Origin of the sequence: Marinicella rhabdoformis (genome assembly GCF_009671245.1) — a bacterium.
Classification (GTDB): domain Bacteria; phylum Pseudomonadota; class Gammaproteobacteria; order Xanthomonadales; family Marinicellaceae; genus Marinicella; species Marinicella rhabdoformis.
The window spans coordinates 190,218-205,972 of the sequence record NZ_VTFS01000006.1; the positions used below are offsets into that span (position 1 = coordinate 190,218).

The window sequence follows — 15,755 nt, forward strand, 5'->3', positions numbered from 1 at the left end:
TCGAGGCTTTATTTTATTCCATATATTTTTTGTTAAAACTCAGTGGGCGCATCCGGTGCCTTGATGGTTTTTCTGGGATTGGTTTTCAGTTCTTTCAGCAATTCCTCAACCGCACGTTCAATAGAAGGATCGCGACCTGCTGCAACCAACTCGGGTCGGTCAATGACCTCAATATCTGGTGTCACACCCTCGTTCTCTACCGCCCAATCACCTTCAGTATCCATGAAGCGGAACGTAGATACCAACAAAGAACCACCATCAACCAAACCTGGGTTGCCGCTGATACCAATCAAACCACCCCAAGTGCGGGTGCCGATGACTTTACCCAATCCTGTTTTCTTAAAGTAGTATGGCAAGGCATCACCACCTGAACTCGACATGCCATTGGCCAACATCACTTTAGGTCCGTCATGAGCAATCATCGGTGTGGTCATGCTTGAAACCTTGTCACTGCGGCGTTTCCAGTAACTCAATGTTTCGCGTGACAACAACTCAATCATACGATCTGGAATAAACCCACCACCGTTGTAACGGTCATCAATGATCAAGGCATCTTTACCAATTTGAGGCAACATTTGTTTGAACAGCTCCCTATTCCCTTCAACTGCCGTATTGGGTAAATGCACATATCCAATGCGACCAGCAGATAATTTATCGACCATGGCTCTGCGTTCATTAACCCAAGTTAAATAGCGCAACTGAGCTTCAGATGCAATCGGTTTTGCATGGGCCACGCGAGCACCTGACTTTTGTGGCTTGTTGTTGATGGTTAAATCAACAGTACGTCCCACAGTATGCTCTAACATTTGATAAATATTGGCCACACCTTTGGTGCTGTTGCCATTGATCGCGATGATGTAATCACCCACATGGGCATTGACACCGGGTTCTGTCAAAGGCGAGCGCCTGTTACCATCCCAATTTTCACCATCTAAAATATCAGTGATCTCAAAGTAACCACTTTTGTGTTTTTTGAAAGTGGCGCCGAGTAATCCATTGGCCTGTCTTTCGACCGTTGGTTGATCACCAGAATTGACATATATATGTCCGGCGTTCATTTCACCCGCAATTTCACTCAACACATAATCCAAGTCGGTTCTGTGGGTGGCCGCTTCTGCCATCGGCTGGTATTTTTCCTTGATGGCATCCCAATCCATACCGTGCATATTAGGGTCATAAAACCAATCACGCGCAATACGCCAAGCATCAGTGTACATTTGCATCCATTCAACTTTAGGATCAATCTTCATGGTCAAATGCGTCAGATCTAATTTATTGTCGGCTTTTTGATCCGCTGCCGCCTGAACAATAGCAAAATCATTGCCTGTGTGAATCAAGATTTGATCACCTTTGGCAGACAATTGATAATTGCGCACACTGCCAGCCACATTTTTCACATCGCCAGACTTGAGGTCAATGATTTTCAAATCACTGCCTTGTTGTGATTGAGAAATCACAAAAACCGCCTTGCCATTGGCTTGCAGGCTATTGTAATTACCTGACTGTGGCGTTAATGCGGTCACACGGTTGTTGAAATCTTTAAAATCAATCTCAACGGCTTTGACACCCGTGTCTTTATCATCCTCTTTTTTGTCATCAGCGTCCGCTGTTACATTTTGGCCATCTTCTGTATAAGGAAACAGTTCTGGCGCGCCATCATTCAACTGTGCAGCATAAACTTTTGTCGCATTGTTATAAACGTGATTGAATTCATAACTGCTGAATGACAAATTAAAATCCCGGTTAGACAAAAAGAATAAATAGTCGCCATTGGCACCAAATATAGGTGAGAAGTCGCTGAATTCTTTGCTGCTTATTAAGGTTGCCTTACCTTTCTTCAAATTGTAAACATACATCGATGAGAAACCATTCAACTCACCTTTGGTATAAACCAGCCAGTTGCTGTCAGGCGACCAGCTGTAATCTTGGATGTCATTCATGTCAGATTGGTCGGCCAAAGTGCGTTTGCCTGACTTAACATCTAGAACCCAAAGTTTATGGTCTTTATCAGAATAAACCAGTTTTTGACTGTCTGGAGACCACATCGGTCCAAAACGCCAAACAGTACCATCATTGCTTAACTGGGTTTCTTTGTTGCTTTTGACATCACGTAAATAAATTTCATACTCACCCGTGGCATCACTTAAATAAGCAATGTGTTTACCATCAGGTGAATAAGTCACTTCCATTTCACGGCTGGCAGCTGTTTGGCTGATGTTTTTAATTTCACCGTTTTTAGCTGGCACAGAAAACAGTTCACCACGGGCAGCAACAACAACGCGCTTCCCATCAGGTGCCAGAGACATGGTTTCTATGTAGTCTTTGACATTTTTGCGCACTGGCATTTGATTTTCTTGATTGGCAGTGATGTGAATGTTCAGTTGTTTGGTTTCATTACTGCCCGCATCATAACGCCACAAATAACCGCCGTTTTCATAAACGATGGCTTCAGGTCCCGCAGATGCCCATAAGGCGTCATATGAATCGTGGTTGGTGACTTTTTGTGGTTCACCACCTTTAACATATTTATACAGGTTCAAATGGTAATCACGGTCACTGATAAAAAAGATGTCATCTCCAACCCAAACAGGTTGGTGGTCAGTGGCGTCATGATCAGTTAACTGTTCACTGGTATTGTTCTCTAAATCATAGGTCCAAACATCTTGTGCTCGTCCACCACGGTATCGTTTCCAAGTTCTGAATTCTCGGTCTTTAGGTGTAAAAACCATGTGCTTACCATCTGGTGACAACATACCACCACCTGCCTCTGGCACAGCCAATGGTTTTTCCATACCACCATCGACAGGAACAAAATATGGCTGTCCCATGCGAATGCCCCATGGCAGCCTGTTGGCACGTACCAAAACATTTTTATCATCTGCTGACCAATCCAGAATGCGGTAATCGTAACCGCCACGTGGTGGCATGGCACCGACATCGTTATACCATGTCAATTGTTTGAGGTCACTGCCATCCGTATTCATGACATACACTTGTCTTGAGCCTGTGTACTCGGCTGAAAAGGCAATTTTTTTACCATCTCTTGAAAATTTAGGAAAAGCTTCAAAACCTTCGTTTGAAGTCAAACGCTTGGAGTCGCCTGACTTGATATCGGCGATATAAACATCACCTGAATAGATGAATGTCACTTTGTCTTTATGGATGTCAGCATACCGCATTAAGCGTGTGCCACTTTCATCTTTTGCCACTGCATTGAATGATAAAAAGCAGGCCAATCCGAGACCGAGCAGGCTTTTCTTTTTAATGGTATTGGTGAACAATGATTTTTTCTTCATTTGGTGTCCCTTGCTAAAATTGCAAATATGATACCATTTTCAAGAGGCAGTTAAATTAGGCCAAAAGTCACCAGATGAATAATTGTATGAATTTCAGTGTCAACACTGTGGTTGACACTGAAATATCAGAGAAGAATTATTGGTTTTGATTAAGTTCTTTTTCTATCTCTTTGGCGTCATCAATAAACTCTGTTTCTTTTAGCTTCACTTCCCCTATACGGAATTGGTACTCATATTCATAAACAAAAGTTTCTATCTGCTTTCTGATGTTATGTCCTGTAACAGAAACCCCATTACCGACTTCAATACGCAAATTATTCGGAATATGGCCCTTGATGTGAGTTCCTGTGTATTTGTGACTTTTTCTCCACTTTTCTCGCTTCATTAATGCTGCATATTCACCATAAGTCTCTCTTAATTCAGCCAGTTTTTCTTCAGCCAACTGTAACTGTTTTTCATCTAAATTAGCCTTGACTCTGGGTAACAAGCTATTCACTTTATCCGCCCCTTTGAACTCCCCATCAAGTAAACTCAGCCATGCATGGCCATTAAGGTAATCTTTTTTCTGTAAATACAACAGGCCTAAAAAATATTTGGCATAGGCATTACCATATGTCGCAGACTCTTTGAAGTTTTTCATTGCCTGATCTTTAAATCCCGCTTTTTCATCACTTAACCCACGCCCCAAAAAAACTTCATCTGGCCTGATAATTCTGCCCTTTTCATCAAAATGCAATCCAAATTTAATGCCCGGCGTGCCAGCTAGCACCGAACCATTAAAAACCATTAACAACAATATAAATAATTTTTTCATTTCAATATGTGTGAATTAAAGAATATACATGCTACTTATTTTTTTATGAATAACAAATGAACAAAGTCATGTTTTGAAATTATTTATTTCTGACACCAGTTAAATTACCTTCTTTTTTATTAAACTTACTTTAAATTAAAACTTATTACTTAAATTTTATACATGCAAGGTTGACCGACCGGTCAGTCAGTGATAAATTACGAGTCATGACTACTGACAAAAAACAAAAAATCCTCAATGAAGCGCTGGAACTGTTTTCAGAATTTGGATTCAGCCATGTGTCCATTAACATGATTGCAAAACAAGCAGGTGTAACAAAAAGCCTCATTTTCCACCACTTTAATAACAAAGAAGAACTGTGGAATGAAGTAAAAGACAGCTATTTTTCACAATATGCGGATGCACAGTTAACTTTATTTGAAGAAGAAAAAGACCCGATTGAATTAATTAAAAAATCAATGAAGTCATACTTTTACTTTATACAAGAACACCCTCAAGTGGCTAAATTTTTTGCTTATGCGCATTTAGAAGGCGATGAATCATGTGGTGAGAAGGACAAACCTTTGATAGAACGTGGTACGGAATTAATCAAAGCAGCTCAAGAAAATGGCTTGATGAGAAAGGGATTTAACCCTGCTGTATTGGTGATGAGCTTTTTAACAACCATCAATCAATATTTTATTGCCTCGTGCCATTATGCTCAATGGGATGCAAACCTGTACGACCACCCGGATACATTTATCAATGAATTGATAGACCTGACAATACAAGGTGTTAAACCATGAAAAAAATCATAATAATTGCGTTCAGTTTATTTTTATATGGCTGTGACACAGGGCAAGCTGAAAATACTGTGATGAAAGAAACCAATTTTCGCAGTGAAACATTCAAGCCTAAACAACAAATTAAACAGCACAAAATCACAGCATTTGTTGAGCCGACAGACAATGCCTTTTTGTCATTTCAAGTGTCAGGTACAATTGAAAAAAAACACATCAACATAGGAGATGTGGTTGAAATAAATGACCCTTTATTCAGCATCGACAACCCTTCACTGGGACCAAAAATTCAACAGTTCGATGCCGAAATCAAGGCCCTTGAAGCCACAATCAACCAAAACCAAGCTGAACTGAGTCGCCTCACCGACCTCAAAAAAAGTAACGCCGTGAGTCAAAACGATTTGGATCGTTTGATAAATCAGAACAACAATTTATTGGCTAAAAAAGACAGCCTAAAAGCACAACAATCTGAAGCACAATCAATGTTTGATGAATTGTTACTCAGCGCACCATTCAAAGGCACTGTTGCTGAAATTTACAAAGAAGCCGGTGAAAACATCGCCAGTGGAGAACCGATACTCCTGCTAGGTGGTATAGATTCGTTAGAAGCACCTGTTTACCTGACAAGCCAATTACAAAATCATTTGAAAACAGGCCAAATTTTGAACGCCAACTACCAAGGACAAGCCTTTCAAGTTTCTGTAAAAGAAATCAGCCATGCCGCCAACCCCAAATCTCAACTGTTTAAAGTGGTGATTGGCGTGCCACTTGATTTGGGCATTAAATCTGGAGAACAAATCAGCATAATCATCCCTGAACAAATGGGTTTCCATTATGCATTGCCCATTTCAGCAGTGATAGATGATGGCATCAACAAACCTTATGTCATGGTTTTAGACAAAAGTAAGGTACGCCAGTTATATGTTCACATTTTAGGCCTGCAAGGAAACATGTTGTTGCTTGATTTAGACACCAATTTCGGCAACTTAGATCAAATTGACGTGGTGACTGAAGGCCAGTCACATTTATCGGTAGGTCAAACCATCAACAACAATTTAGGTGAGCAAAGCTTATGAGTGTGGTGAGACTTTTGGTCAATCAGAAACGCCTGATTTTAACTACTTCTATTCTGCTCGCCCTATTCGGCTTGTTCTCTTGGTACAACATGGACCGCCAAGAAGACCCGTTTTTCCCTTATAGACATGGCTTTGTATTGACCCAATACCCAGGAGCTGACGTCAATCGGATTGAAAAACAAGTGCTCAAACCTCTTGAGGAAGAACTCTCTCAAATTGAAGAAATAGAAGAACTTCGCTCTATGGTCCGCACTGGCTTTACCCAAGTGATTGTACAAATGCATGAATACGTCACCGACACCGATGTGGTATGGGACAAAGTACGGCGAGCCATAGATAAAGCCGCATTAAAATTCCCAGAAGGCGTGGTACCCCCAGTTTTAGAAGACAGGTTGCTAGATACAGCCGTTGCGGTGTATAGCATTTCTGGCAAGCAAGACATCATGGATTTGCGTCAAGATGCCAAAGACATCAAAAACCACTTATTTAAGCTCAAAGACATTGGCAAAGTGTCCATTTATGGCATGCCAGAGCAACAAATCAGCATTGTAGTCAAAGATGAATTCATTAAAAATGGCATCATCAGCCACGAATCATTGGCCAAACAAATCCGTGAAAAAACCCAAGTCTTACCCATACATGACTTGCATGTCGCTGGCCAACGCATCAATGTAGATGCACACACCGAGTACCATTCATTAGAAGAGTTGAACAACACCAGCATTCTATTAAACAACGGCTCACAGCTGCCTCTGTCTGTTTTGGCCAATGTACGCTTAAAAGGTGAAAATGTATCGGGTTCTGGGTTTTGGCATAACCAACAACGTGCGATTGCCTTGTCGATTTACATACCTGTAAACCAACTGAATGTGGTGAATTTTGGCCATGAGTTACGTGATTTCATGGATAAAACTCGATCTCAATACCCCGACTTAACCATCGAAGAAGTGTTTTTCCAACCGGAACGGGTTAAGCACCGCATAGACGAACTGGGTGGTTCATTATTAACTGGAATGATTCTGGTAACCGTTATTTTGGCATTTTTCTTGGGTTTGAGGCCCGGATTGGTTGTCGCAACCGTAATCCCACTGGTGACTTTTTCCTCATTGGCCGTCTTTAATTTAGGTGGTGGTGTACTCCATCAAATGGCGATTGCTGGTATGGTGATTGGCTTGGGTATGTTGGTTGATAATGCAATTGTGATGGTAGAAAACATCCAGTACCACATTGATCATGGCATGCGCGGATCTGATGCTTCTGTAACCTCAGTGAAACAACTGGCACTTTCATTAGGTTCAGCAACAGGAACAACCGTTGCCGCGTTCATGCCGATGCTGTTGTCTCAAGGTAACTCTGCTGACTTCACACGTGCCATTCCCGCCATGATCATCCTCTCCATAACAGTAAGTTATTTATATGCCATTATGGTGACACCGGCATTCAGTCACATTTTTTTAAAAGCACACAAAGAAAACCAAAACTCAGCCTTACAAAACTTGGGCAGTCGGTTAGGCAAACTGGCGACTGAAAAACCCGCGGTTATTTTAGCTGCCGCTTTGGTATTTATGGGTTTGTCTTTTTATCTGTTTGGTCATGTACAAAAAGACTTTTTCCCAGACACCGACCGCAACCAAGTCATCATTGATTTGAAATACCCGGAAAGCAGCCACATCATAAAAAACAGCCGCATCACCAATGAAATTGCACAAAAAGTCAGCCAACAAAATCACGTCGAAGATCTGGTCACCTTCACTGGCAATTCTGGGCCGGTTTTTTATTATAATTTAGCGGAAAAACCCCGGTCGCCACACATCGCGCGAATCGTCGCCATGATGGATGACGTCGATAACAGTCAACAACTCATCAATTGGATGACACAGGTTATTTCGCCTGAATACCCTGAAGCTGAAATTGTCGCTAAACGCCTCGGACAAGGCCCACCGGCTGATGCCCCGATAGAGCTCAAGGTTATTGCACACGAAAGAAAAAATCTGGCCGCTGCTGTACGCGAAATTCAACTGTTATTGAGTGAAACCGAAGGCACCCGCACCATAAGAAACACTTTGGGCCTGGGCATGGCAAAATTAACCCTGTCTCCAAAAGATGAATTGTTGAATCAAAACGATATCACACGCAGTGAATTGGCCAGTGGCTTGGCCCTGAGAACATCAGGACAATTGATAGGTCAGTTCCGAGCCCACGAAGACCCCATCGATGTGTATATTCAATCCAGTCAAAATGTTGAATTTCCAGTCAATGAGCTTTCAGACATCCGCTTCAACACAGGTGAACACACATTGTCGCTGGACGCCTTAACTGATCAAAAACTCAGCTACTTACCTGCTGCCATTCAACACCTGAACTTACAAAGGACCGCTTCGATATACAGCGAAACCCAAGCAGGTTATACCTATGCAGACGTGCTACAAAAATTTGAACCCAAGTTGAATGCGATGAAGCTGCCACCCGGTACTGAAGTCATCGTTGCTGGTGCGGCCAAAGAATCAGGTGAAGCCAATGCTTCATTGGGCCGTGCGCTGCCTATTGGCGTTATGATGCTTTTGGTGTTTTTGTTGATTGAGTTCAACTCTTTCCGTAAATTACTCATCATTTTAATCACCGTGCCATTGGCTTTTGCTGGTGTGCCTTTTGGTCTGCTGTTGACTAATACACCTTTCGGATTTACTGCCACCTTAGGTGTTTTGGCCTTGGTAGGGATTGTGGTGAATAATGCCATTGTGTTGCTTGATTTGATCCAAAAGAACCGCAACCAAAACATGCCCATGTCCGAAGCAATCAGTGAGGCTGTAGCAAGAAGAACACGTCCGATTGTACTCACCACTTTGACCACCATAGCAGGCTTGTTACCGCTGGTGATGACCCAATCTACACTCTGGCCACCACTGGCTTGGAGCATCATTTCAGGTTTGATTGTTTCGACTGGCCTGTCTTTGTTGGTAGTACCTGCCATGTATCAAAAGTTAATCAAATCTTAAACTTTACATAAATCAGCAACACATTGAATCAACGTTCACTTTTAGACAAAGTAACGTGGGTTCAGTGTAAATTGCTGCTTGATAAATCAACTGCTGCGAATTAAGATGGATGTGCCGCAGTATGGTGCTTTTTTGCCATGCTCTAATTTGATTCGGGGACTCGATTTACACCACAAAAACACGGGCAATATCTGGTACTCCGCCATATAACCATAAAAAGAGGACCACAATGTCACAAAATAAACCTTGGATTGATCAATACGCAGCAGGTGTACCAGCAGAAGTTGGCACCCTGAAATACAACTCTGTTGCGGACATGTTGCTCACCGCTTGTGATAAATACAAAGACCAACCTTCCTTTGAAAATTTTGGTAAATCGATTACCTATGGTGAATTAGATCAATTAAGCGCTCAATTTGCCGCTTTTTTACAATCCAAATTCAAAACTGGCGACTCCATTGCTTTGATGATGCCAAACGTACTCCAATACCCCATTGCAGTACTTGGTGTATTGCGTGCGGGCATGGTGGTCACCAATGTCAATCCCCTTTATACACCACGTGAATTGAAGCATCAATTGAATGACTCTGAGGCCAAAGCCATTGTGGTGATAGAAAACACCGCATGCACCTTAGCAGAAGTGATTGAAGAAACTGGTGTGGAAACTGTCATCACAGCCACCATTGGCGAAATGATCGGTGGCATCAAAGGCGGTTTAATGAATTTTGTTATCAAACACGTTAAAAAAATGGTACCTGCATTTTCAATCGCGGGAACCATCACGTTCAAACAAGCCTTAAATCAAGGCAAGATGCTAAAGCACACGGACGTAGAGCGCAGTTTAGATGACATCGCCTTTCTACAATATACCGGTGGCACAACAGGCGTCTCAAAAGGTGCCATGTTAACCAACAGAAACTTAGTCGCCAACGTGGCACAAGTAGAGCACTGGATAAAGTCTGAGATTAACGATGCGCAAGAAGTGGTGATAACGGCATTACCGCTTTATCATATTTTCGCACTGACAGCGAACTGTCTGACATTTTCTACATACGGCGCACACAATATCTTGATTACCAATCCTCGTGACATGAAAGGTTTTGTAAAAGAATTATCAAAACACCAATTCACAGTCATGACAGGTGTGAACACCTTATTCAATGGTTTGTTAATAACTGAAGGCTTTAAAGATTTAGATTTCTCAAAATTCAAATTCACTTTAGGTGGTGGCATGGCGGTACAAAAAGACACCGCGCTCCGCTGGAAAGAAGTGACTGGTTCCACCTTGGCAGAGGCTTATGGTTTGACTGAAACTTCTCCGGCTGCCTGTATCAACCCCATCCCATTGAAAGAATATAATGGCACCATTGGCCTGCCCTTACCTTCCACTGATTGTCAAATTCAAGATGACGACGGTAATCCATTGGGCGTCGGCGAACCCGGTGAATTGTGTATCAAAGGCCCACAAGTCATGCTCGGTTATTTGAAACGCCCAGATGAAACCTCCAAAACCATTGTCGATGGTTGGTTAAAAACTGGCGATGTTGCTTGTATGGATGAGAAAGGATACTTTAAAATTGTCGACCGCAAAAAAGACATGATATTGGTCTCAGGTTTTAATGTATATCCCAATGAAATTGAAGACGCCGCCTGTTTGCACCCTCACATAGTTGAATGTGCAGCTGTTGGCCTCAAAGATGAAAAGTCTGGCGAAATCGTCAAATTGTTCGTGGTCAAAGTCACCGAGTGTGATTTAGATGAAGCGGCAGTTAAAGCGCATTGCCGTGATAACTTAACAGGCTACAAAGTCCCTAAAATCATTGAATTCAGGGACGATTTACCTAAGTCCAATGTCGGAAAAATACTTCGTAAAGATTTAAGAGAATAATCAAATCATGAAAGCATTGGTCAAAAAATATGCCAAAGAAGGCATATGGATGGACGATGTCGAAATGCCCGCCATGGGTCACAACGACGTCCTCATCAAAGTAGAAAAAACCGCCATCTGCGGTACCGATTTACATATCTATAAATGGGATGAATGGGCACAAAAGGCCATCACGCCCGGATTGACTATTGGTCATGAATTTGTCGGCCACATCATCGAGATGGGCAGTGAAGTCAAAGGCTACGAAGTCGGTCAACGCGTCAGTGCAGAAGGTCATATAGTCTGTGGCGTCTGTAGAAACTGTCGCGCAGGCACACAACATTTATGCCCCAATACAAAAGGCATAGGTGTGAATAGAAACGGCGCATTCGCTGAATACATCACCATGCCAGTACAAAACCTGTGGCCCGTACCTGATGAAATTCCTTCAAAATTGGCCGCATTCTTCGACCCATTCGGTAATGCCGCACATTGTGCTTTGGAATTTGACATGCTCGGTGAAGACGTATTGATCACCGGTGCAGGACCGATTGGCATCATTGCAGCCGGCATCTGTAAACACGTGGGCGCCAGGCAAGTTGTTGTCACTGACGTCAATGACTATCGATTGGAATTGGCCAAAAACATGGGCGCCACCCGCACTGTCAATGTCACCAAAGAAAAAATCAGTGATGTGATGAAAGAAATGAACATCACTGGTTTTGACTTGGGCATGGAAATGTCTGGTAACCCCATGGCATTCAACGACATGCTCAATAACATGTACTACGGCGGTAAGATCACCCTACTCGGCATGCTACCGGACCAAACACAAATCAATTGGGACAACATCATCTTCAAAGGTTTGTCCATCAAAGGGGTTACAGGCAGAAAAATGTATGAAACTTGGTACAAAATGACGCAAATGTTGCGCACCGGTTTCCCATTAGAAAAAGCCCTGACCCATGAAATTCACATCGATGACTTCCAAGACGGCTTTGACCTGATGGCCGCTGGCCAATGTGGTAAAGTGGTTTGTAGTTGGGACAAATAACACTCAAAAGTGTAGAACAAAAACATGAAACATTACCAAGACATCATTCAAGGCATCAAAGACGATGGCCTTTACAAAGCAGAACGCATCATCACCAGCCCACAGTCAGCCCACATTGAACTGCCTGGCGGACAAAAAGTGATTAACTTCTGTGCCAATAACTACCTCGGCTTGGCCGACCACCCTGAAATCATCAAAGCCGCTAAAAAAGCATTGGACACACACGGTTTCGGCATGGCTTCAGTGCGCTTCATCTGCGGCACGCAAGATTTACACAAAGAATTAGAAAGCCGCATCAGCAGTTTTTTTGGCACTGAAGACACCATTTTATACACCTCATGTTTTGATGCCAATGCTGGCCTGTTTGAAACCATATTAGACAAAGACGATGCCATCATCAGTGACGAGTTAAACCACGCCTCTATCATCGACGGTGTGCGATTGTGCAAAGCACAAAGACACCGTTACAAAAACAGCAACATGGCTGAATTGGAACAAATCCTCAAAGACACCCAAGACTGCAAGCAACGCTTGATCGTCACCGACGGCGTGTTCAGCATGGATGGCACCATTGCCAAGTTAAAAGAAATCACCGATTTGGCGGCACAATACAACGCCTTGGTCGTGGTTGATGATTCCCATGCCACAGGCTTCATTGGCAAAACCGGTCGCGGCTCGGCAGAGTTAGAAGGCGTTTTAGACAAAGTGGACATCTACACCTCAACCTTAGGCAAAGCCTTAGGCGGTGGATCTGGTGGATTCACCACAGGCCGCAAGGAAATCATCGAATTACTGCGCCAGCGTTCACGCCCCTACTTGTTCTCTAACACCTTACCACCACCATTGGTTGCTGCCAGTATCAAAGTCTTTGACTTAATCTCTGACTCCACTGAGTTGCGTGACAAGCTGGAAGAAAACACAAAATATTTCCGCCAAGAAATTGTCAAAATGGGCTACACCGTTTCTGGAGAAACCCACCCCATCACACCGATCATGTTGGGTGATGCACGTTTGGCCTCTCAAATGGCCGACCGATTATTGGAGTTGGGCATATATTGCATTGGCTTCTCCTTCCCAGTTGTACCCAAAGGCAAAGCCAGAATCCGCCTACAAATTTCAGCAGCGCATTCTAAAAATGATTTGGACTTGGCTCTGGCCGCGTTCAAACAAGTCAAAGCTGAATTCTTGGATTAAAGCACATGTCGGCACAAGATAATTTACGCGTGCCGATTCTGGCCTACCACGCCAGTAACATCTCAGGCAATGTGTATCAGCTCAATGATCACATTGCCTTTGAATCCGACCTCTACACATTACATCATGCCGGCTACACCATCATTCCATTGCGCTGGATTGCTGAATGGCTGAATGGTGAACGTGACCTAGAAGCCATGTCTGAATCATTAGGCGACAAGCTGATTGGCCTCAGTTGTGATGACGGTTTAGACCTTGACTTTAAAAATGGCAATTACTTTGATTTCGGTCCGCAACGCAGTTTTTACAATATCCTGAAAAGCTTTGTAGAAGATGTGGGACAAGAAAACCAACCCCAAGCCAACCTCACCAGTTTTGTCATTGCCTGCCCTGAAGCCCGAAAGGTGATGGATGAAAAATCACTCAACAGCCAAAACTTGATGAACCACGACTGGTGGCATGAAGCTGCACAAAGTAACCTGATGGACATAGAAAACCACGGTTGGGATCACCGCCATCCTGACATTTATCCTGATACTCAGGCTAATTTTACAAGTATCACTGACCAAGCGGCTGCTGAAAAACAAATTATCCAAGCCAAACACTGGATAGAAAATCAAATTACACCGAGTCAAAGCACACAGTTCGCCTACCCTTGGGGACATACCAATGAATTCTTGCTCAATGAATTCATGCCCAACCAAGCCCAACAAGCCGGCATCCAAGCCGCCTACACCTGCGGCGCCCAACACGTCACAAAAACCTGCAATTCCTACGACATCCCCAGATACGTCTGCGGCTTCAATTGGAAAAGCCCGAAGCAGTTGCTTGAATTAATTAGTTAACAGCTTTTTAAACACAGTTAATAAGCCCAATAATTGATAAAAATCGCCTAACCAATATGACGTTACTGATTGATTGATTTTTCCATAAACACAGCGTCCATTGAACTGCCGTTACTTAACAGCTGTCTGGATTCCTTGATTTTCTTGTAACCCTTGTTCTTATAAAATGAAATGGAATTGGTAGAAGCTTTGAGGTGAAGTTTGTCAGCTGATTTTCGGTCAGCAAAACGTTCAATTCGATTGAGTAATCTGGTGCCTATGCCATTACCCGAATGTTTAGGGTCAACATACAATGACTTAACGCATTTTTCAGCAATCAAGTAAACAGCCACTCCCAGAACCTTACTTTTTTTATTCGTGGCGACATAACAGCGGACGTTGTCATTTTTGATAAATGCAGCTAACCACTGAATTCTTTCACTGTTGGGTTTAGGAGACCATGCGGATAAAACCTGTTTGGCATAGTTCTTTTTTGATATGGATTGAACCGCTTTAAATTGTACGGTAATCATGTCTTTAGCATCTTTTGAGCTCGCAGCTCGGCACTCTATCTCTTTTGTCATAACAATTTATATTAACACAAAAACGCGTTAATTTAAACACACCAACAATAATGAAGCGGACGAACGCCACATTTAACACAAGACTATATGACCTAATTGCGCTAAATTTTTCCAGCCAAAAACCTTAACAATTATCACCTGCAAACTTTTTATACCTTATTGAAAAATTACTCATGGTACACCTCATGGAACATTATAGTCCCTTAGTTGAGTGTCCGTTTTATCGGGTATACCTCAGGTTGTTAGGTTCAAACAGGTTCAGTCAGGCAAAATAAGAACCAAGTTTGCTCCTAATTTATTGTCTCAAGACTTTTCAGCTGATAACCGTAATACAAAGTGGGTATGTGATACAACTTTCATTCCTACACGCAAAGGCTGGCTTTACTTGGCAACAGTAATGGATTTATTTTCTCGTAAGGTTATTGGTTGGCCAATGAGCAATAAAAACGATAAGAAACTTGTTAAAGCTGCATTACTGTAATGGTCAAGTTTTTCCGGACACATTTTTAGGCTGCTTTTCTTAATTCGTTGTACTTTTTGTTTGGTGTTATGTATCCAATTGCTAAGTTTAATCTTTTGTAGTTATAAAAGTAGATATAACTTTCAACTTCAGCAATCACCGCTTCATGATTAATGAAGCTCAATGAGTTTAGCCTTTCGGTTTTCAGGTTTCTAAAAAACCGTTCCATAACGGCATTGTCCCAACAGTTACCTCTGCGACTCATACTTCTGGTTATCTTGAGTTGATTGCAATACACATCAAACATGTTTGACGTGTATTGTGTGCCTTGATCTGAATGAACAAGTAGGTTGCTTGTTATTGGTTGCTTNCGCTTGATGGCATTTTTCAATGCCAAGGTGGCAAGCTGTGCATCTGGTGTTTTTGACAGTGCCCAGCCAACAATTTCTTTGGCTCCTAAATCAAGTACTGCAGCCAAGTAACTCCAGCATTGGTGGTTCCGTATGTAAGTGATGTCTGTGACCCAATGGGTGTTTGCCTGTGGCTGATTAAATTGTCGATTCAAGACGTTCCCAATTTTTGTATTGCTGATACCGCTGTCAGGATAATGGTGCTTTTTCTTGGGCCTGATGGCAACAACCTTAGCCGCTTTCATGAGACTGGCTGCTTTGTATTTTCCAACATGAAATCCTTCATTGTTTAATTGTTTTTTCATCCTGCGCTTACCATAGCTATGGTTGGTTTCAATGGCAGTTTGCTTGACTATTTTGAGCATTTTTTGTTTTTCTTCTGAAATGGGCTTTTCTTTGAT

At 42.5% G+C, this 15,755-nt stretch carries 12 protein-coding genes; 8 read left to right on the forward strand and 4 right to left on the reverse strand.

Annotated elements, in window-relative coordinates; translation table 11 throughout:
• Positions 1-32 precede the first annotated feature (32 nt).
• Both FET73_RS13425 and FET73_RS13430 read right to left on the reverse strand, forming a co-directional pair.
• Positions 33-3,296, reverse strand: a complete 3,264-nt coding sequence (locus tag FET73_RS13425) for a S41 family peptidase (protein WP_154224486.1) — start codon at positions 3,294-3,296, stop codon at positions 33-35.
• A 136-nt stretch (positions 3,297-3,432) separates the two neighbouring features.
• Complete coding sequence (locus FET73_RS13430; RefSeq protein WP_154224487.1) at positions 3,433-4,110, reverse strand: hypothetical protein; 678 nt, start codon at positions 4,108-4,110, stop codon at positions 3,433-3,435.
• A gap of 206 nt (positions 4,111-4,316) precedes the next feature.
• On the opposite strand from FET73_RS13430, the gene FET73_RS13435 reads away from it, so the two are divergent.
• The 7 genes from FET73_RS13435 to FET73_RS13465 all read left to right on the forward strand — a co-directional run bounded on the left by FET73_RS13435 (position 4,317) and on the right by FET73_RS13465 (position 13,921).
• A complete protein-coding gene (locus FET73_RS13435; protein ID WP_154224488.1) occupies positions 4,317-4,895 on the forward strand; it encodes a TetR/AcrR family transcriptional regulator in 579 nt (192 codons plus the stop codon).
• Positions 4,892-5,965, forward strand: a complete 1,074-nt coding sequence (locus FET73_RS13440) for an efflux RND transporter periplasmic adaptor subunit (RefSeq protein ID WP_154224489.1) — start codon at positions 4,892-4,894, stop codon at positions 5,963-5,965. The genes FET73_RS13435 and FET73_RS13440 overlap by 4 nt, the downstream gene beginning before the upstream one ends.
• Entirely contained in the window at positions 5,962-8,961 is a 3,000-nt protein-coding gene (locus FET73_RS13445; RefSeq protein WP_154224490.1) for an efflux RND transporter permease subunit, read from the forward strand. The genes FET73_RS13440 and FET73_RS13445 overlap by 4 nt, the downstream gene beginning before the upstream one ends.
• Before the next feature lie 229 nt (positions 8,962-9,190).
• The gene (locus FET73_RS13450) at positions 9,191-10,849 is read left to right on the forward strand and encodes an AMP-binding protein (protein ID WP_154224491.1); all 1,659 of its coding nucleotides are present in this window, start codon (positions 9,191-9,193) and stop codon (positions 10,847-10,849) included.
• Positions 10,850-10,856: 7 nt separating this feature from the next.
• A complete protein-coding gene (gene tdh, locus FET73_RS13455) occupies positions 10,857-11,882 on the forward strand; it encodes an L-threonine 3-dehydrogenase (RefSeq protein ID WP_154224492.1) in 1,026 nt (341 codons plus the stop codon).
• 24 nt (positions 11,883-11,906) lie between these two features.
• Positions 11,907-13,076 (forward strand): glycine C-acetyltransferase, encoded by a 1,170-nt coding sequence (gene kbl / locus FET73_RS13460; protein WP_154224493.1) that lies wholly within the window; start codon positions 11,907-11,909, stop codon positions 13,074-13,076.
• 5 nt (positions 13,077-13,081) lie between these two features.
• Complete coding sequence (locus FET73_RS13465) at positions 13,082-13,921, forward strand: polysaccharide deacetylase family protein (protein WP_154224494.1); 840 nt, start codon at positions 13,082-13,084, stop codon at positions 13,919-13,921.
• A gap of 62 nt (positions 13,922-13,983) precedes the next feature.
• On the opposite strand, the gene FET73_RS13470 is transcribed toward FET73_RS13465, so the two are convergent.
• Positions 13,984-14,484: a GNAT family N-acetyltransferase gene (locus tag FET73_RS13470; RefSeq protein ID WP_154224495.1), complete on the reverse strand. Its 501-nt coding sequence runs from the start codon at positions 14,482-14,484 to the stop codon at positions 13,984-13,986.
• 211 nt (positions 14,485-14,695) lie between these two features.
• On the opposite strand from FET73_RS13470, the gene FET73_RS15310 reads away from it, so the two are divergent.
• Positions 14,696-14,965 (forward strand): DDE-type integrase/transposase/recombinase, encoded by a 270-nt coding sequence (locus tag FET73_RS15310; protein WP_425481543.1) that lies wholly within the window; start codon positions 14,696-14,698, stop codon positions 14,963-14,965.
• 25 nt (positions 14,966-14,990) lie between these two features.
• Here FET73_RS15310 and FET73_RS13480 read toward each other — a convergent pair whose 3' ends face one another.
• A complete protein-coding gene (locus tag FET73_RS13480; RefSeq protein WP_425481545.1) occupies positions 14,991-15,755 on the reverse strand; it encodes an IS3 family transposase in 765 nt (254 codons plus the stop codon).